Genomic DNA, 21626 nt, shown 5'->3' on the forward strand with positions numbered 1-21626 from the left:
TTTACAAAAAATAGTACTTTTGTGGTTTCTACCTCGAAAAAAGTTTGTATAAAATGAAGAAAAATTCAAAGAAATATAGCTATTTTTTATTTTTAATAATCTTAATATCAGTTTTTTGGCAATGTGCAAGAAGAGGTTCGCCAACGGGAGGTCCTAAAGATGAAAAGCCACCAGTTTTGCTCTTTGCCGACCCAAAATCAGGAGTAACACAATTTAATCGCAATAAAATACGACTAATCTTTGATGAGTTTGTAGTAATTAAGGACTTACGCAAACAGCTTATCATTTCTCCTCCTATGGAAAATTTTCCGATTATATCACCAATGTCGGCTTCTAAGAAATTAGATATAAGTATTTTGGATACATTAAAACCTAATACAACATATGTTTTTAATTTTGGAAGCAGCATTCAAGATTATAATGAGGGAAATCCGTATTCTGATTTTAAATATGTTTTTTCTACTGGAAATTTTGTTGATTCGCTGAAAATTAAAGGCAAAATAAAAGATGCATACAAGCCTAAACCAGATAACTTTGTTACGATAATGCTTTATGAATATAACGAGAATTATAAAGATTCATTAGTGTACAAGGATAAACCAACTTATGTTACCAATACTCTTGATAGCCTCGAAACATTTGAGTTGAATTATCTTCGAAAAGGGAAATACATTCTGGTGGCTTTGAAAGATAAAAACAGCAATTATCGTTTTGACCAGAAAGAAGATAAAATAGCTTTTTGGAATGAACCTATTTCGGTAGAGGATAATGATACATTGCCACCATACGAGCTTACATTGTTCAAGGAAATTCTGAATTATAAACCTGCTCGTCCTACACAGGTATCTGAAAACAGAATCAGTTTTGGTTTTGAAGGAAGTACGGATAGTGTGAAAATTAAACCAATTTCACCCATAAAAGGAGATTTTAAATACATAATTTCGAAAGAACCAAAGAAAGATACTTTGAATTTTTGGTTTTCTCCAAAACAATCTGATTCATTGCTTTTTGCCGTACAAAAAAGTCAGAAGATAGACACTTTTAAAGTTCGGTTGAAGAATATGAAACCTGATAGTTTATTGATTTCTAATAGTTTTTCGGGAGAACTTCCTATGGGGAAAAATTTTGCGTGGAGGTCTAATATTCCAATACTGAAAGTTGATACTACAAAAATCAAAGTTTTTGATAAGGACTCGTTACAACTTCCTTTCAAAACCAAGTTGGATGAGAATAAATTAGAATATTCTCTTTTGTTCGATAAAAAATACAACACGTCGTACCGAATTGAAGCTCTTCCTGAAGCAATAACCGATTTTTTTGGCAATACTAACGATACTTTGCGAGTAAATCTGAAAACTAAAAAATTGGAAGACTATTCTATACTAAAACTTACAATCAAAAAAGAGTTACAATTTCCTGTTATTTTACAACTTACTAATGAAAAAGGAGATAAAACGGAAAGTGAACTTTACTTTGAATCTGCTCAAAAAGAATACGTTTTTGAGAATATAAATCCAGGTAAATACAAAATTCGAATTATAGAAGATAAAAATAAAAATAAGATTTGGGATACGGGTAATTTTTTGGAACGAATCCAGCCTGAGAGGATACTATACTATCCTAATTTGTTGGAAATTAGGGCGAATTGGGAAGTAGAAGAAGTCTGGGACGAATAAAATTATCTTTTTATCAATATTAAAAAATGCAGAAAAGACCTTTAATTTTAGTAACGAATGATGATGGAATTACAGCTCCAGGCATTCGTTGTTTGATACGTGTAATGAATGAAATAGGGGAGGTGGTTGTAGTAGCTCCTGATTCGCCCCAAAGTGGTATGGGACACGCTGTTACTCTTAATTCTACATTACATTGCGAACCAATACACATAGATAACGGAATTCAAAGAGAATATACTTGTAGTGGGACTCCAGTGGATTGCGTGAAAATAGCCCGTCACGAAGTACTGAAACGTACTCCCGATTTATGTGTAAGTGGAATTAATCACGGCTCCAATTCATCAATAAATGTGATTTATTCTGGAACTATGAGTGCTGCGGTAGAGGCTGGTATTGAGGGAATTCCGGCAATTGGTTTTTCATTATTGGATTATAGTTGGGAAGCTGACTTTGAAGAAGCACGTGATTTTGTAAAAAAAATTACATTGAATGTACTGAAAAACGGGCTTCCGAAAGGAGTGGTGTTGAATGTTAATATTCCAAAATTGAAAAGAGATGAAATCAAAGGAATTCGGATTTGTCGTCAGGCTCAGGCTCGTTGGCAGGAAAAATTTGATAGAAGAATAAGTCCGCAAGGAAGAACTTATTATTGGATGACAGGAAAGTTTATCAATGAAGATGTTGGAGAAGATACCGATGAGTGGGCATTAGCGAACGGTTATGTGTCTGTGGTTCCGATAAGATTTGATATGACGGCATATAACGTTATCGAACAGCTCGACAAATGGTAATAAAAGCACAAAGTTTTGTTAAAGTAAGTTATTGATGCTCTTTTTTTTCTTGTTGATATTTAAAAATGTTATTTTTTTTCCTACGTACGAAAAAAGAAATAATTTTGCAGAGTGAACCTAATTAAAGGTTAGAAGATATATAAAGAAGATTATTTAATTGATTTATAGTGGTTTAATTAATATTTATGTTTCTTTTTTAACCTTAGTTTTTTATATATGATGAGGAGAATATTTCTGATATTACTTTTTTTTGTTGTGTCTCAATCAGTTGTGGGACAATGTTATGATATTAACGCTTTTAAAGTAACTTCTGTAGAATCTGTTTGTTTGGCAAACGGACACGTTTCCGTAGAACTCCCTGTGGCAAGTGCTGGTTGTACTGCATCACTTACAATAGAGCTGAAGTTACCAAGTGGTGCAATAGGAGGATTAAAACACAATGTGGCTTTGGGAGAAATAGTTACATTTGATAATCTGGCTTCAGGAGAGTATTCTGTATTGGTACACGACCCATCGGGAGTATCTTCTTCTCCCAAAAAAATCAGTGTTTTAGGAACTTATACTAAATTGAATATTAGTAATTTGGAGCTTTGTGGGGCAACGATGTCCAGAACAAGTACAACTTCTCCAGCTTTTTCTCAAGAAGATGGAACAATTAGGTTTACTATTGTTGGAGGAACTGGTGTAGGAACCGATTTTCAGGTAAGTTTGGAAGATGAAAATGGAAATGTATTGGTGCCAATTAGGAATGTAACACGTCCTGATGCATCAGCTAATTTTTCTTACACACTAACAAAAGAATCTGCCACAGATAGGATACCTTCAAATACAAAAGTGTTTTTGGTGGTAAAGAATGTTGTTCCAAGTAACATCAGAAATTGTGAGGAGGATATTAAAAGGGTTGAGATAACTACTCCTCCAGCGATATATATGCCAGGGTCATATGACATTGTTTGGGGGCCGATAGCATTACGTGCAGAAGATGATTGTAAATATAGTTTTGGTATAAATATACGAAGAGCTGATGGGCAAACTGTTCATCATAATGCAGGATGTCGTAATAATGATATATTACGTTATTTTAGAGAAACGGGAAGGGCTAAAATAGAGGTCATAAATTCATCCGATCCTACCAGAATTGGAAATGTTGATAATCTTGACTATTATACTGCAAATCCACTCAGAGGCTTCAATGGCTGGGGATATAGAACACTTCCAGTTTATTTGGAAGGGGATGAGCTGCTAATTACTATTGATGACGGCTTCGGAACAGTTTTGCAACGACGATTCAAATTAGATATTACTCCACAGAGAGGGTTTTCATTATCTAATTCATCTTCTGAGTCTGGAGCCTGTGATCCTTACTTAAGAATTAAAACATCATTTAGTAATTCAGGAACGAAATATTTTACTGATTTGTTATCAGGAGGAACTTTCCCAGTAACAGGATACCAATGGGCAAATGCATACACAAGGCAAAACTGGCTTTCTGGGAAATTTAGATACGAAGTTGAGAAAGAAATATCCACAGGGGTTTATTCTTCAGTTACTCATACAGAACCTGATTATGATGTGGTAGACGTGACTCCACACGGAGCAGGAAATTATCGCGTTCGTGTTGTTTCTGGTTCGGGATGTCCTGTTCAGGAGCAGATTATTCGTAATGTAAATTATCTTTCAACCAATCGTTTTGATAAAGCGTTTAATAGTATTCAAAAAAATAGAGGAATTTATGATGGCACAGCATCTTTTAGAATGCCTATTCCTACGGATTTTTATTATGAACACCCTACAAATCCAGGAACGGGAAGTAGGGCAAAATTAACCATTACGCGTGCTGACGGACAATCTTCTGTGTCTTTTTCAACATCATTATTCTTTGAGAAATCTACTAATAAAACGATTAATTTTCCGATAGAAATACCATTAATTCCAGGTACTATTAACCCCAATGGAGTTGAATTTGTAGGATTTGGTGATTTCCCTCCAGGAGGATACATTTTCAAGTTGGAAGATGCTTGTGATTCTGCAACAAGGTCAATTAGATTTACTGACATAATGTCGTTTGGGGCTGGTAATAATACTCCTTCATACAAAGTTGTAAAAAAATGTGATACGAATGAAATTGTTTATACTTTAGGACAAGCTTCTAACGGAAGTAGAATAAGGACTTATTTACAACGTAGAAACACTTCTGGGATTTGGGATGAAGTTGATGTGAAAAGTTTTAATTCTGATAAGACTTTTTCGAATGTGACAGCAGGTACATATAGGTTAGTTACACTAAATTACTATTATCCTACGGTAACAGTCAGTCCCGAGCTTTTAGAGTTTATGTGGACTTTGTTGCCACCGTTTGCAAATTATCCATTAACAGGACTTAGAACTCCAGATAACCCATATGTACTTCAGGAAGTTAGAGGCTATTCTCCTAATATTGAAATTGAGCCACGTAGTTTTCAACCCTATGTGTCAAGTATTTCTTGTGGAACTACGAGTGGCTCAGGAATGGTTCTCATTGATTTGTCTCTTAGTGATTTAGCTGATGAAGATATTACTTATACTTTATACAAGGAAGAAATGGGTGCAACTCAAACTATTGTCACAGAAACGCTTTCGTCAACAACGAAAACACATTCTTTTCAAAATTTGGACAATGGCAAGTACAGTGTAAGAATTAAAAATAGTTGTTTTGATTACGTAACACAACTGGTAGAGGTTAATTCTGATGCTGCATTCCAACTTAGAGTTAACTCTTCTCAAAATATCTGTCCAGCAGATGTAGCTACTATGGAAGTAAATGTTTCTCCTGCTTTGTTCGATATTGAGTGGTTTAGAATTAATCCTAACACAGGAGTAAAAGAAGGACCAGTAGGAGTTGGACAAAAGATATTTACAGAGACTGTACATACTCAAACAACTTATGAGGTTTCTGTAAAACTTAAAAATCATTTTGGTTGCAGTTCAAATTCAGGAAGTGTACAAACAACAACAGTTACAATAATAGATGATAGAGATGCTCCTCAAATTACTACATTTCCAGATAATCAAACTCATATAATACCAGCAGGATTGTGTTCAGTAAGTAATATTGTTTGGCAGGAACCTACTTATACGGATATTTGCCCTAACACAGTAACGGTATCATCAACACATACGCAACCCCTGGAATTAAGAGCAGGAGTACATTCTGTTGTTTATACTTTTACAGATGCATTGGGAAACACAACCTCAAGAACATTGGTTATCACAATTGAGGAACCTAAATTAGAATCTTCTTTAACAGATAGGTACACTGATGGAAGTACAAATGAATTGACAACATTAACTGCTGACCAACTATTTTATTATGAGGTAAGTTATCAAAATATAGGACAAGAGAATATATCAAAGGCAGAATTAATTATACAATTGCCAACCAATTCCAATGTAGAACCATCAACAACACATTCTGTTGATATTTCAGAGGCTGGAACAGCAACAACATATGTGTATAATCCAGCCAATAAGTCATATACTTTTACAATTTCGAATTATCCAACATCGGGAGGAAAGATTAGAATTCCGTTGCAACTTTCTGGGGGACAGATAGAAGCAGGAAAACCTTGTATGAATATCCTTCAATTTACTTCTACAATAAATTATGAGGGTGGAGGAGTAACTTGTTCACGAAACGACACAAAAACGATTTCTTCAACCATTGAAATTGATACTTCAGAAAATAAACAGACAAAAATTTCTTGTGGAGCAACCGTTCTTGAAGCAGAAGCAGGATTTACAGGTTATCAGTGGTTTAGAGGAAATTCAATGCTTGTAGGAGAAACTAACAGGACATACACACCTAATGTGTCTGACACATACAAGGTTGAGAAATCTATCCTTTGTGGAACAAAAATGGTAACCAGCTTTGAAGTATTTGATTTTAAAGCTCCTGTGGAAATTAGAGATATAACGATAATAAGAGATAAAGTGAATTGTGTAGATAAAGGGCAATTACGTGTAGACACAACGATAGAAGGGTTGGCTCCGTATCGTTATATGGCTCGAACGAGTACAGCCCCTTTTCCTAATAGTGCCGATTTTACTACACCAAGTTCAACAGATGTTGTAACAAACTTTGGAGATAATATTTTAGACTTACCAATAGGAACCTATAAGGTATACGTATTGGATAGTAGTGGTTGTATTAAGGAGTATACACAAAGAACGTTTACCATTACTCAGGCACTTCAGCCGTCAATAGACAATATTGAGGTAGATGTATGTAACTTGTCAAACGGGAAAAATAATGTAAATGTTAGCATAACTTTTGGAGAACCTACATTGGGACATCATTATGTGCTTAATGGAGCAGCTCCTGTACAAATAAATACAACACCATTTACCATTCCAGAATTATCTCCAGGAACTTATACCATAACTGTTGCTGATGAAAATAATTGTGGAGACACACGTACATTTGTTGTAAATCCGCCAGTGAAATTGGGAACTGCAAGTGTAACAAGAGGTCTTTCTTGTTCAAATCCAGTGGCTCAAATTACTTTAGACGAGATTTCAGGAGGAACAGGAATTTATACTTATGAGCTTGTACAAGTGATAGATAGAGCGAATAATGTATATACACCAATTTCTTCTTCAACAATAACAATTCCTTCAAATACATCAACTTCTGTGGTGGTAGATGTTTTGGCAGTTGGAGAGTACGAATTCCGAGTTAAGGATTCACAAATGACTTCTTGCTCAACGTCAATAGTAAGTAATTCTGTTATTGTGGAGGCTGCTAAACTTCCAGAAGTAGATACACAACAGACGAAAGTAACTCCTGAATCTTGCCACAAACGAGCAGAAGGAAGCATTGAGTTAGTATCAATATCAGCTGATTTAGAACCAATTGATTTTAAAATAATTCAGATGAAGGATTTGACAACAGGAACAATAACTCCTATGGCAATTGTGCCAACGTCATCTTCTTCAAATACGGCAAAATTCACGAATTTATCAGGAACAATTGCAGGAATTGAATACACAATTGAACTAACAGGAAGTAACGGATGTAAACGTCAAATACAAGAGATTGTTAAGTCAAATCCTCCTATTCTCGCAAATAATTCGTTGAGTGTTACACAATTATCGTGTGCTTTGAATTCCAACTTGGAAGCAGTAATTTCCTTTGATATAAATCAAATAAGTGGAGGAATAGCTCCATATACTTGGGAATTTTTCAATAAAGCAACGGGTACTTCTATTGGAGGAAATAATCAGCCAACTATTTCTATTACAGACATTAATGGAGGAACTTTTTATGTAGAAGTGCGAGATTCTGCAGGTTGTTCAGCAAACACGAATGAAGTAACAATCAATCCTGTGTTCAATCTGTCAAACGTTGTAGTAACTCCTACTAAACCTATAACTTGTTTGGTAAACGAACAAATTTCAGTGAATGTTACAGCTACCCCGAACTACATCTCAGGAACAGAGCTTCGGTTTACAGCAAAAAGATTGAGCGATAATTTTACGATAAGCGAAACCTCCTCATCAACAACGGCTACAAGTTCCGTAAATCATACATTTACAGGTTTATTGCCAACGGGTGAGTATGAAGTAACAGTTGAGAATTTGACTACAAATTGTAGTGTTAAAGGCACATATGTGGTCGCTGATTTAACAAATAAATTTGAAATTAATAAATCAAATGAAAGACAACCTTCTTGTTATCAAGGAAATGATGGTCGAATAACGCTTACTTTCTTGGATAAGAAGCCAACTATCGGCGGAGATAAATCAACTGAAGGATTTACTTATACAATTACGCATCAGGTAACAAATCAGGTAATAACAGGAACCGTTCCTTTGGGAGACTCTTCTTCAGAGATTTCGAACTTGTTTGCTGGTGATTATCGTGTTGAAGCAATTTCAATGGCAAATGGTTGTTCTGTAAGCACTTTATTTACAATACCACAAGCAGATTCTGAAATTGTCATAAAAGCGACTCCAGTAACTCCTCAGGTAAGTTGTGAAACTAATAAAGGAGATATTACTGTTGAGGTCGTAAGTGGAGGTAAAGCTCCTTACGAAGTGACGTTGTCCTCTGGTACAGAAAATGTAACCCAAACAATTCAGAATAAAATTGTTACATTTAAAGGGGTATCGGCAGGGGTGTATGCAATTACTCTAACGGATGGATGGGGTTGTTCTACTTATATGGGAACACAAACAGTTGAGTTAAAGGCTCCAGAAGCGGTAGTTGCTAGTGTGACAACAACGAATGTAAGTTGTAACGGGCAGAATGATGGTAAGATAATCGTTACAAATGTGAGTGGAGGCTCTGGCTCAAATGTGTTTACTTATGAGTTAGAAGATGGTGTAAATCCTAAGGTAATACAGGATTCAAATGTTTTTGAGAATTTAAAAGCAGGAAGTTATGTGATGACGATTGTGGATAATATGGGGTGTAAAGTGGTTACAAATACTACAATAACACAACCTACTTTAATAGAAACTAAAATAGATGTAACGGTTTCAGACAGAATTGTTTGCTACGGGCAATCTGATGGCTATGTGAATATCAAAGCTAAAGGAGGAACACAACCTTATTCGATTGATATTTACACAAAAGAGTCTAATAGTAGGGTTACTCCTGTTTCGTATGTAACACCTAACCCTTCAAATCCAGCGTTGGCTTCAGAAGTGGCAATTACAACAGATCCGATTTTAAAATCAGGGACTTACTATGCTAAAGTAACTGATGCTACTGGTTGCTCGGTAGTTACAAGTGAATTTACTATTGAAGAATTTCCTGATATTCAGCCAAAAGAGGCTTATCAAGATAAAATGTGTAATTCTAATGGAATTTATGACCCGATTGCAGTAAGGTTTGCAAGTCCTGTGGATATAAATCACACATTCTATATTCTAAATGGAGTTAGAAGTACATTTTCAAGAGTTGAAGGAAATTATGGTTTTATAGATAATTACGACAGAACAGTAGCAACTCAAACCTTAACTATTGAATACGTAAAATCACATTCTGATGGTCAGCAATTAGGAAAATGCACAAGTTCAGTTCTGACTTTAACCATAGAAGAAATCAAGGCATTAACAGCAACGGAAGTTACCAATAATGGCTTGAATACGATTGAAGTAAAAGCAGAAGGAGGGGTTGCTCCGTATCAATATTCATTTAATAATCAAAATCAAGGAAATAATCCTGTTTATATTGTAAAAGAAAGTGACCCGCAATACATCGATCCAGTAACAAACGAAGTTGGCAAAGAAATTTCAGTTGAGGTAACAGATGCTTTGGGTTGTACTTACAGTCTTACGATAAGAAAGATTTTCTATGATATTGTAATGCCAAATTTCTTTACTCCAGATGGTGATGGAATAAATGATAGATGGAAACCAAAAAATCTTGAAAATTATCCAAAATCAAGAACGTATATCTTTGATAGAAATGGTAGGAAAATGACGATATTAACACCTATCGAATCTTGGGACGGAACTTATGAAGGTAAACATATGCCATCGGGTGATTATTGGTATATTTTAGAGCTTAATAAAGCAAAAGATAATCGTAAGTTCTATGGTAATTTTACGTTATACAGATAGAAATAATGAAAAGGGAAAGAGATTTCCCTTTTTTGTTTGTCAATAAAAATTATTATAAAAAAAATGGAGAAAATAATCTTTAAATATTGTCCTAATTGTACTTCAACAAATGTTGAATTTCCTAATAATGTACGCTTTTTGTGCCACGATTGTGGGTTTGTTTACTATCATAATATTGCGGCTGCGGTTGTTGTTGTGTTTAGGAATCAGGATAAAATTCTCTTTACGATTCGGAACGTGGAGCCTGATAAAGGAAAGTTGGATTTGCCTGGAGGATTCATTGACCCTAATGAAAATGCAGAACAAGCCGCTTGTCGTGAAGTTAAGGAAGAAATGGGGTTAGATATACAACCTTCACAATTAAGGTATGTTACAACTTATCCAAATAACTATTTGTACAAAAATGTTCCTTATCGTACAATGGATATTTTTTTTGAATGTTTCCTTGAAGATACTCAGTTAAAGGTAAATGCAGAAGATGAGATACAAGCTTTAAAATGGATTTCTGTAAATCAAATTAATTTAGATGAGATAGGTTTTGTATCGGTTCGTAATGTAATCACAAATCATTATAAAAAGTGAAAACTCTTTTGTAAATTTCTTTAACATTCAAGTGAAAATTATATTAAAAATACTGAAATATTTTTTGGTACTTTTAAAAAAAGATGTAATTTTGCACTATGTAATACATAATACAGCAAATGAAAAGTTTAATAGCTGCAACCTACGCTCCGATGGATTCAAAAGGGAGTGTATCTACAAAGATAGTTCCTCAATATGCCGATTTCTTAAAAAGAAATGGTGTTAAGGGTATTTTTGCTAATGGCTCTACAGGTGATTTTGCTTCACTTTCAGTAGAGGAAAGAAAAGAAATTATTGAGGCGTGGGCAGAGCAGAAATCCCCAGACTTTTTCATTACCAACCACGTAGGAGATATTAATTTGAATTACGCTGTTGAATTGGCAAAACATTCTGCAGACAAGGTTGATGCAATCTCCACGTTAGCACCTTTTTATTTTAAACCTAATCTTGAAAAATTAATAGAGTATTGCAAAGCTATTGCTGAGGCAGCTCCAAACATACCTTTTTACTATTACCATATTCCTGACTTGACAGGGGCAAATTTTGATATGACTCAGTTTATGCAAAGAGCAAAGGAAGAAATTCCTACTTTTGCAGGTTTAAAGTTCACGCAAAATAATATGATTCATTTTACCCAATCAAGATTTTATGGTAATCAAGAATTTAATGTTCTTTTTGGTGTTGATGAGGCTTTTTTACCAAGTTTACCATTAGGTGCAACAGGTTGGGTTGGTAGTACTTACAATCATTTAGCAAAACTTTATCTGACAATTAAAGAAAATTTTGAGAAAGGTAATAACGAATTTGCTGCTGATTTGCAACAAAAAGCAATAGAATTTGTTAATATAGTGGCTTCTTACGGCGGATTTAATGGAGGAGGAAAAAGTTTTATGCGTTTGTTAGGAATAGATTGTGGTTGTGCGAGATATCCTCACGTGACACTAACAGCGAGTCAGTTGCAGGAAATTTATTCAAAGTTGGAGAAGTTAGGAATTACAGAATATTTATCAAAATAAGTAAATAACAAAGTTTTTTTCATAATTTTTATTTTTAAGTTTTCTTTTTTATTATTTTAAAAAACGATTGATGTGAATCAATCGTTTTTATTTTTTTGAAAAAGAATATTTAATGTTTTTATGAAAATGTAAATTGTTACCGAAAAAATAAATGTGGAAATAATATTTCAGGCTTTTTAGAGGAAAAACAAAGTTTTACAGAAGCAAACAAAAAGCCAAAACCATAGCTAAAGAATTGTACCAAAATAGCCCAAACTGACAGAAAGCCAATTTTAATGTTCTTATTTGCTCTGGCACTATCTAACATTAAAAAAATAAAATAAGAGCCGTAAACAAAAATTCCTTGTGAATATCCAAAGAAAGTAAACAAAATAGAAAAAATTAGTCCTAAAGAAAAGCAAAGAGGTAGCCAATAGATTATTTTTTTTGTTTCTGGATACCAATGATTTAGAATGGCACGTGTTTGTCCGAATTTACTAACTTGTGTTTTAAATTTTGTCCAAGAAATTCTGCGTTTGTGGTACACGAAAGCTTCTTCAATAAATGCTGTTTTAAAACCTAATTTCCAAAGTCTTATAACCAAATCAGGATCTTCTCCAGGGTGTATTTTTCCAAATCCCTTTGTAGCTTCAAAAGCTTTTCTGGAAAGTCCCATATTAAAACTACGAGGTTCAAATTTTTGTACACTTTTGTTGCTTCCTCGAATGCCTCCAGTTGTCAACAATGAGGTCATTACATAATTTATAGCCTTTTGAATATCGGTGAAATTATCATCGGCAGTATCCGAGCCACCAAAACAATCAACATAATTTTTTTGGAGAAAATCATCTACTGATTCAAGATAATGTTCTGGTAATAAACAATCTGAGTCTAGAATTATAAAATAATCATTTTTTGCTCGTTGCATTCCGTAATTGCGTGATGCCCCAGGTCCTGTATTTTCCTTGAAGATGTAGTTTATATCTAATATGTTTGAATATTTTTTACAAATTTCTTTCGAAGAAATAGAAGAACCATCTTCAATGACAACTACCTCAAAATCATTTTCGTATGTTTGCTTTGAGATACTATTTAAAAGCTCATCAATTTCATCAGGACGATTATATACAGGAATAATGAATGAATACTTCATTAGTTAAAGTAATGTTAAAGTTTCTTCTTTTTGTAACTTTTCTTCTACACAAAACGTATAATGAGGTGTAATTATTACAAAAATACTTTTTAGAAAACACAAAAATAAGGATAATTTTTAAATGAGACAACTAAAAATTACCAAACAGGTAACCAATCGTGAAACGGCTTCTCTTGATAAATATCTTCAGGAGATAGGAAAGGTGGATTTAATTACAGCTGATGAGGAAGTAGAATTAGCACAACGCATTAAGGCTGGGGATAACATCGCTCTGGAAAAACTGACAAAAGCGAATTTGCGTTTTGTGGTGTCGGTGGCAAAACAATATCAAAATCAAGGTCTTACACTTCCTGATTTGATTAATGAGGGGAATCTTGGACTTATAAAAGCAGCTCAACGTTTTGATGAAACACGAGGGTTTAAATTCATTTCGTATGCTGTTTGGTGGATTCGTCAATCTATTTTACAAGCGTTGGCAGAGCAGTCTCGGATTGTTCGTTTGCCGCTTAATAAAATCGGCTCGATTAACAAAATCAATAAAATGTACGCCTATTTGGAACAGGCTCACGAGCGAGTTCCTTCTGCCGAGGAAATTGCTAAGGAATTGGATATGTCGGTAAACGATGTAAAAGAATCAATGAAAAATGCAGGTCGTCATATTTCAATGGACGCTCCTTTAGTGGAAGGCGAGGATTCAAATTTGTATGATGTTTTGCGTAGTAGTGAATCGCCAAATCCTGATAAAGAATTGATTTTGGATTCATTACGTACTGAAATAGAACGAGCCTTGGAAACGCTTACACCTCGTGAAGCTGATGTAATTCGTTTGTACTTTGGCTTGGGAGACCAACACGCAATGACACTTGAAGAAATTGGAGAAACTTTTGAACTCACTCGCGAACGTGTGCGTCAAATTAAAGAAAAAGCAATCCGAAGATTGAAACACACTTCTCGAAGCAAGATTTTGAAAACGTATTTGTAATCAGTCAATAAATAATATCGTGTAAAAAAATACAAACTTTTAATCTGAATTTAAAAAGGTTAAGAGTTTGTGTTTTTTCGTTTATAACTAAAAAAAATAAATATAAAGCAGAAATGATTTTAGCACCTTCAATTTTGGCGGCAGATTTTGGAAATCTGCAACGTGATGTAGAAATGGTTAATGAAAGCCAAGCCGATTGGTTTCATATAGATATTATGGACGGCGTGTTTGTTCCGAATATTTCTTACGGAATGCCTGTACTTGATGCCATCAGTAAACACGCAAAAAAAACTTTAGATGTACATTTGATGATTATCGATCCAGATAGATACATTTCTACTTTTAAAAAATTAGGAAGCGACATACTTACCGTTCATTACGAAGCTTGTACGCACTTACACAGAACCATTCAAGCTATTAAAAGTGAAGGAATGAAGGCTGGTGTGGCACTTAATCCGCATACGCCTGTATCTGTTTTAGAGGATATTATCCAAGATGTTGATTTAGTACTTATTATGAGTGTAAATCCAGGTTTTGGAGGGCAGTCATTTATTGAAAATACGTATAAAAAAATACGCCAAACCAAAGAACTTATTTTAAAAGCTAAATCCAACGCACTTATTGAAGTTGATGGTGGCGTGAGCGATAAAAATGCCCCAAAACTCATTGAGTCAGGGGCAGATGCTTTAGTTGCCGGAAGTTTTGTTTTCAATTCCGATAATCCGAAGAAAACAATTGAAAATTTAAAAAATATCCGATTACATATTTAATTCAACGGCATTTCCGTGACCTCGATATAAAACAAGTTCCTTTTCAAGTTCCACTTCGAGAATGGTAACATAAGGATTAAGTGATTTTTCTGAGGGAACGGAAATTCTCAGAATTCCTGGGATATTGTTCCAAGCGGCTCCTCCGTTACGCTCAAAAGTGAGATTTTCACCTGAACTTAATACTTTGATGGATTTTACTTTTGTTTGAATACCTTTCAGCTGAATGTAATTCTTTGGAGAATCGAACAAACATAAGTAAAGTTTTTTATGGTCTTTGCTCAACATCGTAGGACCGTAGAAATGTCCGTACGGAAGTCCTGCTTCAGTGTTGTAAACAGCTTCTTTGTGTGTTTGAATCCATTGTCCGAGAGCTTCCAATCGTTCTACTTGTTCTTTTGCGATAGTTCCATCGGGTTTTGGACCTATATTCAGTAATAAATTCCCTCCAGTACTGATAACTTCAACAAAAGTACGAATGATTTGAGCAATTGGTTTGTAATTTGTATCTGAAGGAAAATACCCCCAATTATCATTCATTGTCATACAGAATTCCCAAGCTCCTTCAGGGCGAACAATTGGAACTCCTTGTTCTGGTGTTTTATAGTCTCCGTATTCATTTAGCCGAGAATTTACGATTACCTTAGGATTCCATTTCAATAAACTTTTTTTAATTTCTGCCGATTTCCATTCTTCGGCTTTGTGTTCCCAATCACCATCGAACCAATAAAGGTCAGGTTTGTACGCACTCAATTCTTCTAACTGATTGAAATTGAAAGCTACAAATCGTTCCCACGGAGAGCTGTTTTTCTGTCCTTTTTGTGGATAGAACTTTTTAACATTTTTAATACGTTCAAAAGTAACGGGAGAATAATCAGGATGTGACCAATCGCACAGTGAATAATAAAATCCTAATTTCATTCCTTTGTTACGAACTGCATTCACAAACGGAACTAATAAATCTTTTTTGGCAGCCGCGTGTTTCACGGTGTTTAAAGAACTATATTTTGTATCCCACAGCGCTATTCCATCGTGATGTTTTGTTGTCAGAACCACATATTTAGCACCTATTCTGTCAAATAAATCCAACCACTGTTCAGGATTGTAATTTGATGCCGTAAATTGTTCTCCTTGCTTTAGATAATCAGCGTGAGAGATGCGTTTATGATACATCGACCACGACTCTGTGATTCCATTTACTCCGTAATATCCCCAGTGAATGAAAATCCCTAATTTGGCGTCTTTGAACCAATCTAATCTGTCGTTAGTAGGGTCATTTTGTGAATATAAATTAAAAAATACTAAAGAAAATAGCGAAAGAAATAATTTTTTTACCATATAGTTTACAGAATTTAAAAAATTAATGCCTCAAAGATATGAAAAATATAGGAAGATTTGAGCCGTTATGTGAATTATTGAAAATATTTAGACGAAAAAAAGCAGTAATTCATTGTATTTGTGTTTAAAATCTTCCAAATCGATAAAGTCAAACCTACAAAATAAAATATTGCTTTCTGTTTCTATCTCAATAAGTTCTGTTACACAACTATCGTCTTCCCACATTGTAAAGCGACCTACATATTTGTCATTGGTTAAGTCAATTACAATTGATTTGGTTCGTGTTTCGTTTTCCTCAAAATGAATGTAGTTGATTTCTTGTTCCAAATTTGAGTGTTTTTCAGTTTTAACAAGCCAATCACGAAATTTGAATATATTTTTTCCTTTTGTCATAGTATTGAAGTTTAGAATATTTTGGAAGAAATAACGTAATTCGCTCTTTTTTCTTATGGATTTTCTGAATTATTGATAATTTTATTGATTTCCAATCTATCTTCGTTTTCGCAATGTGTGTTGCATATTGTTTTTAAGGTAATTTGTTTGCCATCAGTAAGTTTTATGTTAATTTGACTATTGTTATTTGTGTCAATTTCACACCAAATTTTATCAATAATGTTATTTTTAATTTCAAAATTGTTAGTTTTGTCAATATAAGTAAAGCTATCGTCTATTTCTATTTCATTTTCTCCCCAATTTTCCCAAAAACCGATGCCAATATCTAAAAAGAATTGATGCTACGAATGATTTTTTACTTTAAGATAGACCATTACAACATTTTTACAATGTGAATCATCATATACAGCTATTAATTGTTCTATTTTCTGTCCGTTAAAATCAGAAAATACGAATTCTTGGTTTTGAAAAAGCCTTCCAATCTTCATTTTTTATTTATTTCTTTTTATCTAACACAAAGATAGATGATAAATTCTATTCTTTACAAAGTAAAATATCTACAAAATATCTACAACTGAATGAAAAATATAGAAATGAAGTAGCATTTTTAAGTTTAAACTGATATTTCACTACTGAAATGAGCTTCGCCTAATTCCGCAAAGGGTGTTTCACTGGTGTTTTATGAAAAATAAAATGTTACACGAGTCATTTCACTGGTATTTTATGAAAAATAAAATGTTACACGAGCTATTTCACTGATGTTTTATGAAAAATAAAATGTTACACGAGCTATTTCACTGGTGTTTTATGAAAAATAAAATGTTACATAAGCCATTTCACTGGTGTTTTATAAAAAATAAAATTATATTTTGCATAAAACGGAAATGTGTTATGTACAATTGTACATAGGGGAGAAGCACTATATTGCAGATTTTAAAAAATACTTGAAAGGTTTGATATCTTACATTCGGTTTGTAATTCGTTGAGTTGGTAGCAATGTAAAACGTTATTTTTATAACCAAAAAAGGACGAAAAATACTTCGTCCTTTTGTTTTAGAATATGATGTACCGATAATTTATTTCATATGTTTTGGAAAAATACCTATCGTGTCACGATTCCATTCGCACAATTCGCGGTTGAAAGCTACCTAAAATGTCCACCAAATCGGTTTGAGCATTCATTACCTCATTGATGTTTTTGTATGCCATTGGGGCTTCTTCGGTATTCCCTCCGATGAGTGTTACTTTCTTGTTTTTCAGTTCTTTTTTGAGGTCGCTCTGAGTGAAAAGCGTTTTACAAGCCGCTCTGGAATGTTCCCTACCAGCTCCGTGCGATGCTGAGCAAAGCGAATCAGGATTTCCTCTGCCACGAACGATAAAACCTTTCTCGGTCATTGATGCGGGAATAATACCAAGTTCTCCCTCACCTGCGGGAGTGGCTCCCTTACGATGTACAATCACTTCTTTGCCGTTGTGAACTTCTTTCCAGGCAAAATTATGATGATTTTCAATCCGTGCTTTCAATCTTCCTCCCAACGCCTTTATCAATCGCCGATGAATATCCTCGTGACAAGCCGAAGCATAATCTCCTGCGAGGTTCATCGCTGTCCAATACTCTAAACCGAGATGTGTGTCGAGGTCAAGCCACGCAAATTGCTGAGCTTCTTTGGGTAATGGGCATTGTTCCATTGCTTTTCGCACATAATATTGGGCTATTTCCGCTCCGAAACCTCGCGAACCACTATGCGACAATATGCCCAAGTAAGTCCCTTTTGGAAGCCCTATTTGCTCATCTTCCTCCAGAATTTTTACCTCTCCAAATTCCACAAAATGATTGCCTCCGCCCGAAGTTCCCATTTGTTTGATGGCTTTACCTTTTAGCCTTTTAAGGATTGGAATAAGCTCGAAAGTATCTCGGTCAAAAATTTCGTGTTCAATGTGTGATTTGTGAGTTTCATACATTCCAAATTTGGTGTGTTCTACAAGTATTTTTTCATATTTGTCTTTCGCACCATCGAGATACGAAATAGGTATATCTAAGATACTCAAACACATACGGCAACCAATATCAAGCCCCACGCCATACGGAATTACAGCATTTTCAACCGCTAAAACGCCCCCGATAGGCAAGCCATAACCACTGTGAGCATCGGGCATCAACGCTCCGCTTACCGAAATAGGCAGTTTTAAAGCTGTGTAAAGTTGGTTTTTGGCTTCCTCCGAAATGTTTTCGCCAAAGATTTTGAAATCAGCTCGTTGTGTATTGAGTTGGCGTTTTTCTGTCTTTTTGGAAGAAAGCAATTCTTCAGCGATTTGCCCAAAGGTTAGATGTTTTTCAAATGCTTTCGGGTTTGCCAGAATTTCTTTCAATAAAGATTTTATATACGCCTGATTTTTATCGTTAAAATTGCGTTTCATTACTTCCAACGCAACATTAACCGACTGATTATTAGGATATCCTAACTTTAATAAATCTTTTCCTTTTAATTTTAAATTTCCCATTGTTTGTTTTTCAAATTATTTTCACTCCACAAGTTTGTTATAAGGACTTAAAAACCTTGTAGGAACTTCATCAGTAAGCCAAACACCATTTTCCGAAAGATAGAACAAATACCCCTCGCTGAGCATTTTGTTAGTATCTATCTGAAAAACAAAAACTTCTCCGTGTCGACTACCTACTTTTTGAGCGGTTTCCACATCTTTACTCAAATGTACATATTGTCTGTTTTGTTTCTGAATACCTTTTTGATAAATACTTTGCACAAAACGTTGAGCTGTGCCGTGATACAAAATGACGGGAGGTTTTTGCGGAAGTAGCTCTAAGTCAACCGAAACGGAATGACCTTGATTGGCTCTAATTTTCGTAAAATCAGATGAAAAACTATAACGTTGCTTGTCGTCTGAGGCTACAATTTCTTTGAGAATATTCAAATCAATATCAAACTTTGAGGAAAGTTTTTTTATTAAGATACCAGTATCTGTCCACCCATTTTTGTCAAGGCTAATACCAATGACTTCAGGGCTGTGTCGCAACACCAAACTGATGAATTTGCTTATTTTTTTGTAATTTTCTCTATTTTTTAATTCTTTCTTTTTCATTTTTCTACTAAATTGTCTATTTCTGCATATTCCTCTTCATCAAAATAATCGTCACAAATGGTTTGATATTTTTTGATGAGTGATTGCAAGGCATTTTTGTAGCCCAAATCCCATAAAAGTAAGGCAGCGTGATACACGATTATGTCGTCACTATATCTTTCATTTTCAGAATATTGTACAATCAAATTTTTCTCAATAAAATCAAAAGTTTCCGTTATCATCTCTGATTTTAACTCAGGATTTTTGACAAAAAAAGAAATCAAGCCTATACGCGTATAACATTCGTGCATAATGCTTGTGCCAAGCCAAGATTTCCAAACTTGCATTAGTACTTCATTATCAATGTAATAGTTATTCATTACATCTAACAGAAAATTCGTTTTTAATTTGTTATATTGTTGTAAATCTAATTTTGTATTCAGATATTCAACCTGCTCATTGATAGGGAGTTTCTGAAACTCAAAAAACAAACTATTCTTTTCTTCTTGTAGTTCTAACATTTGTGCGATATAGTCTTTCATTTTTCTTAATTTTAAATTTTTCACTGTGTAATGTTTTTGATAATCTTTTGATATTCCGCTCCTCTGTCAGGGTTTTCTTCGGATAAAATTGCGAATAATTTTTCTATTTCACGCATTACTTTTGTCTGATAACTTTCTGCTTCTGATTGTGTTGAGAAAAAATCGATATGCATAAATTCTCCATACACACCCAGCGTTACAGAAAAAGGAGCGGTCAATCCGTCTTTTTCTATTGTTATTCTGGCTCCGTCACTATGTTCTAAATCGGAAATAATGGTTCCCTCTTCTGAACCTCGTTTTCCTATATTTTTTCTATCATTTTTCCACATTTTTGTAAAGGTTAATTGTCAATGGTTAATGATTTTTTGACAAAACTACTGACAAATGCTTACATCATCAAGAAATGAGTGTCTACAAAGTGTCTACAAGAAGAAAATTAATAACTGACAATTAGCAATTATTCATCAAAATCAATTTTCTTATTTTTTGTTCGTTCTTTTTTGTAAGATTTATCCACAAAATTCCGTTTGAAATCTGTTCCGTGAAAGGTGCGAACCGCGTTGCCTCTCGCCACTTGCTGATGAGTGTTCCACTGATTTTGAGCTTGTTGCTTGAGTTTCTCCAATTCAAAAAGTTGTAATTTTTCTTTAATTCGGACGATGGCTAACTTCTTGTTTTCCAATTGTGAACGCGTATCTTGCACAAAAACACTCACCCCCGAAGGCTGATGCGTTGCCCTCACTGCCGAATTTACTTTGTTCACATTCTGTCCGCCACTGCCTTGCGAACGCACCATTTGAAATGAAATATCACTTTCACGGAAAGCTATTTTTTCTGATGGAGAAAGCTCAAAAACACCAATAAACCAGTTCGACCGCTGGTGAAATTTCCTAAAAGTAGATTTTCCTACCCAACAAATTGAGCCGAGCCAATTCTTTAAAAAATCTTGTAAATCAGTTCCTTTCAAAAGAAGTGTGACAGATTTTAAGATTAAGTTTTCGTCACCTTCTTCTCGGTGTAGGACTTCTGCTTGTATATTTTTTTCTTTGGCTTCTTGCAAAAAGATTTTCAGTACTTTAGCGACTACCCATTGGCATTCCAAAGGTCCTTTTCCTGAAGTTATTTGTATAATTTTTTCCATTTTTCTAAAATTTTAAGTACAATTTCTTTATTTTTCTTGATTTTGATAAAAGTCGGCAATTTTGCTACCATTGTCATTCCTTTTCGAGGGCGCAAATCCGAACTGATGTAATTTTCCATTTCTAACAAATGTTTGTCGTTTTTTGCCCAAAACAAATTCCCACGAACATTCTCCTGAAAGAAATAGGGCAGACCGAAAGTATTATCACACATCAGTCCGTTTACTTTATCGGTATAAAGTGTTGAATAATTGGGTTGATAACGAGGCTTTACGGAGAGTAAATTATTACATTTTCGGCATTTGATATTGATTAAAGATTGTTTTTCTTTGACATCTTGGTATGTCAGTTCAATATTGTTGCCACAAAATGGACAATTGAGTTTAACAATCAAATTAAAAAGCGATAAATCACCGCTTTTTTTGATCAAACCACAATGATTGCACTTCAAGACTGAATGATTTGGGAAAGTTTCGCCCGTATGATGGATAATAGCATTTTTTTGACAATTCGGACAAACCACCCAAGTTCCGTTTTCCCAAAAGTGAGTGTATTTTTCTTTATATATCTTTTTCATTTTCA

At 34.3% G+C, this 21626-nt stretch carries 17 protein-coding genes; 7 read left to right on the plus strand and 10 right to left on the minus strand.

Translation table 11 applies throughout. The annotated features are described in order from the left end of the window. Positions 1 to 53: 53 nt before the first annotated feature. From YW9_RS0109745 to YW9_RS0109765, 5 genes are all read left to right on the plus strand, one after another. Entirely contained in the window at positions 54 to 1676 is a 1623-nt protein-coding gene (locus tag YW9_RS0109745; RefSeq protein ID WP_018279983.1) for an Ig-like domain-containing protein, read from the plus strand. A 26-nt stretch (positions 1677 to 1702) separates the two neighbouring features. Then, a complete protein-coding gene (gene surE / locus YW9_RS0109750) occupies positions 1703 to 2467 on the plus strand; it encodes a 5'/3'-nucleotidase SurE (protein ID WP_018279984.1) in 765 nt (254 codons plus the stop codon). A gap of 216 nt (positions 2468 to 2683) precedes the next feature. Beyond that, positions 2684 to 10075: a T9SS type B sorting domain-containing protein gene (locus tag YW9_RS0109755; RefSeq protein WP_026193954.1), complete on the plus strand. Its 7392-nt coding sequence runs from the start codon at positions 2684 to 2686 to the stop codon at positions 10073 to 10075. 63 nt (positions 10076 to 10138) lie between these two features. Then, entirely contained in the window at positions 10139 to 10657 is a 519-nt protein-coding gene (locus YW9_RS0109760; protein WP_018279986.1) for an NUDIX hydrolase, read from the plus strand. Positions 10658 to 10776: 119 nt separating this feature from the next. After that, a complete protein-coding gene (locus YW9_RS0109765) occupies positions 10777 to 11673 on the plus strand; it encodes a dihydrodipicolinate synthase family protein (RefSeq protein WP_018279987.1) in 897 nt (298 codons plus the stop codon). Positions 11674 to 11809: 136 nt separating this feature from the next. Here YW9_RS0109765 and YW9_RS0109770 read toward each other — a convergent pair whose 3' ends face one another. Further along, a complete protein-coding gene (locus tag YW9_RS0109770) occupies positions 11810 to 12805 on the minus strand; it encodes a glycosyltransferase (protein WP_018279988.1) in 996 nt (331 codons plus the stop codon). A gap of 121 nt (positions 12806 to 12926) precedes the next feature. On the opposite strand from YW9_RS0109770, the gene YW9_RS0109775 reads away from it, so the two are divergent. Both YW9_RS0109775 and rpe read left to right on the plus strand, forming a co-directional pair. Continuing rightward, positions 12927 to 13787 (plus strand): sigma-70 family RNA polymerase sigma factor, encoded by an 861-nt coding sequence (locus tag YW9_RS0109775; RefSeq protein ID WP_018279989.1) that lies wholly within the window; start codon positions 12927 to 12929, stop codon positions 13785 to 13787. Between the two features lie 113 nt (positions 13788 to 13900). Further along, the gene (gene rpe / locus YW9_RS0109780; RefSeq protein WP_018279990.1) at positions 13901 to 14557 is read left to right on the plus strand and encodes a ribulose-phosphate 3-epimerase; all 657 of its coding nucleotides are present in this window, start codon (positions 13901 to 13903) and stop codon (positions 14555 to 14557) included. Here rpe and YW9_RS0109785 read toward each other — a convergent pair. The 9 genes from YW9_RS0109785 to YW9_RS0109825 all read right to left on the minus strand — a co-directional run bounded on the left by YW9_RS0109785 (position 14546) and on the right by YW9_RS0109825 (position 21621). Further along, the gene (locus YW9_RS0109785; protein WP_018279991.1) at positions 14546 to 15892 is read right to left on the minus strand and encodes an alpha-L-fucosidase; all 1347 of its coding nucleotides are present in this window, start codon (positions 15890 to 15892) and stop codon (positions 14546 to 14548) included. The genes rpe and YW9_RS0109785 overlap by 12 nt on opposite strands. An 87-nt stretch (positions 15893 to 15979) precedes the next feature. Then, positions 15980 to 16285 (minus strand): immunity protein TriTu family protein, encoded by a 306-nt coding sequence (locus YW9_RS0109790; protein WP_018279992.1) that lies wholly within the window; start codon positions 16283 to 16285, stop codon positions 15980 to 15982. Positions 16286 to 16626: 341 nt separating this feature from the next. After that, positions 16627 to 16773 carry a hypothetical protein gene (locus tag YW9_RS13500; protein ID WP_018279993.1) on the minus strand — a complete coding sequence of 49 codons (147 nt, stop codon included), beginning with the start codon at positions 16771 to 16773 and terminating at the stop codon, positions 16627 to 16629. A gap of 622 nt (positions 16774 to 17395) precedes the next feature. After that, positions 17396 to 18787 carry an RtcB family protein gene (locus YW9_RS0109800; RefSeq protein ID WP_018279994.1) on the minus strand — a complete coding sequence of 464 codons (1392 nt, stop codon included), beginning with the start codon at positions 18785 to 18787 and terminating at the stop codon, positions 17396 to 17398. A gap of 21 nt (positions 18788 to 18808) precedes the next feature. Continuing rightward, complete coding sequence (locus tag YW9_RS0109805; protein ID WP_018279995.1) at positions 18809 to 19384, minus strand: RNA 2'-phosphotransferase; 576 nt, start codon at positions 19382 to 19384, stop codon at positions 18809 to 18811. Continuing rightward, entirely contained in the window at positions 19381 to 19905 is a 525-nt protein-coding gene (locus YW9_RS0109810; protein ID WP_018279996.1) for a hypothetical protein, read from the minus strand. Before YW9_RS0109810 ends, YW9_RS0109805 begins: the two co-directional genes overlap by 4 nt. A 20-nt stretch (positions 19906 to 19925) precedes the next feature. Then, positions 19926 to 20234, minus strand: a complete 309-nt coding sequence (locus YW9_RS0109815; protein ID WP_018279997.1) for a hypothetical protein — start codon at positions 20232 to 20234, stop codon at positions 19926 to 19928. A gap of 128 nt (positions 20235 to 20362) precedes the next feature. Beyond that, the gene (gene prfH, locus YW9_RS0109820) at positions 20363 to 21046 is read right to left on the minus strand and encodes a peptide chain release factor H (protein ID WP_018279998.1); all 684 of its coding nucleotides are present in this window, start codon (positions 21044 to 21046) and stop codon (positions 20363 to 20365) included. Then, positions 21025 to 21621: a hypothetical protein gene (locus tag YW9_RS0109825; RefSeq protein ID WP_018279999.1), complete on the minus strand. Its 597-nt coding sequence runs from the start codon at positions 21619 to 21621 to the stop codon at positions 21025 to 21027. Before YW9_RS0109825 ends, prfH begins: the two co-directional genes overlap by 22 nt. Positions 21622 to 21626: the final 5 nt, after the last annotated feature.

Origin of the sequence: Capnocytophaga cynodegmi DSM 19736 (genome assembly GCF_000379185.1) — a bacterium.
Taxonomy (GTDB): Bacteria; Bacteroidota; Bacteroidia; order Flavobacteriales; family Flavobacteriaceae; genus Capnocytophaga; species Capnocytophaga cynodegmi.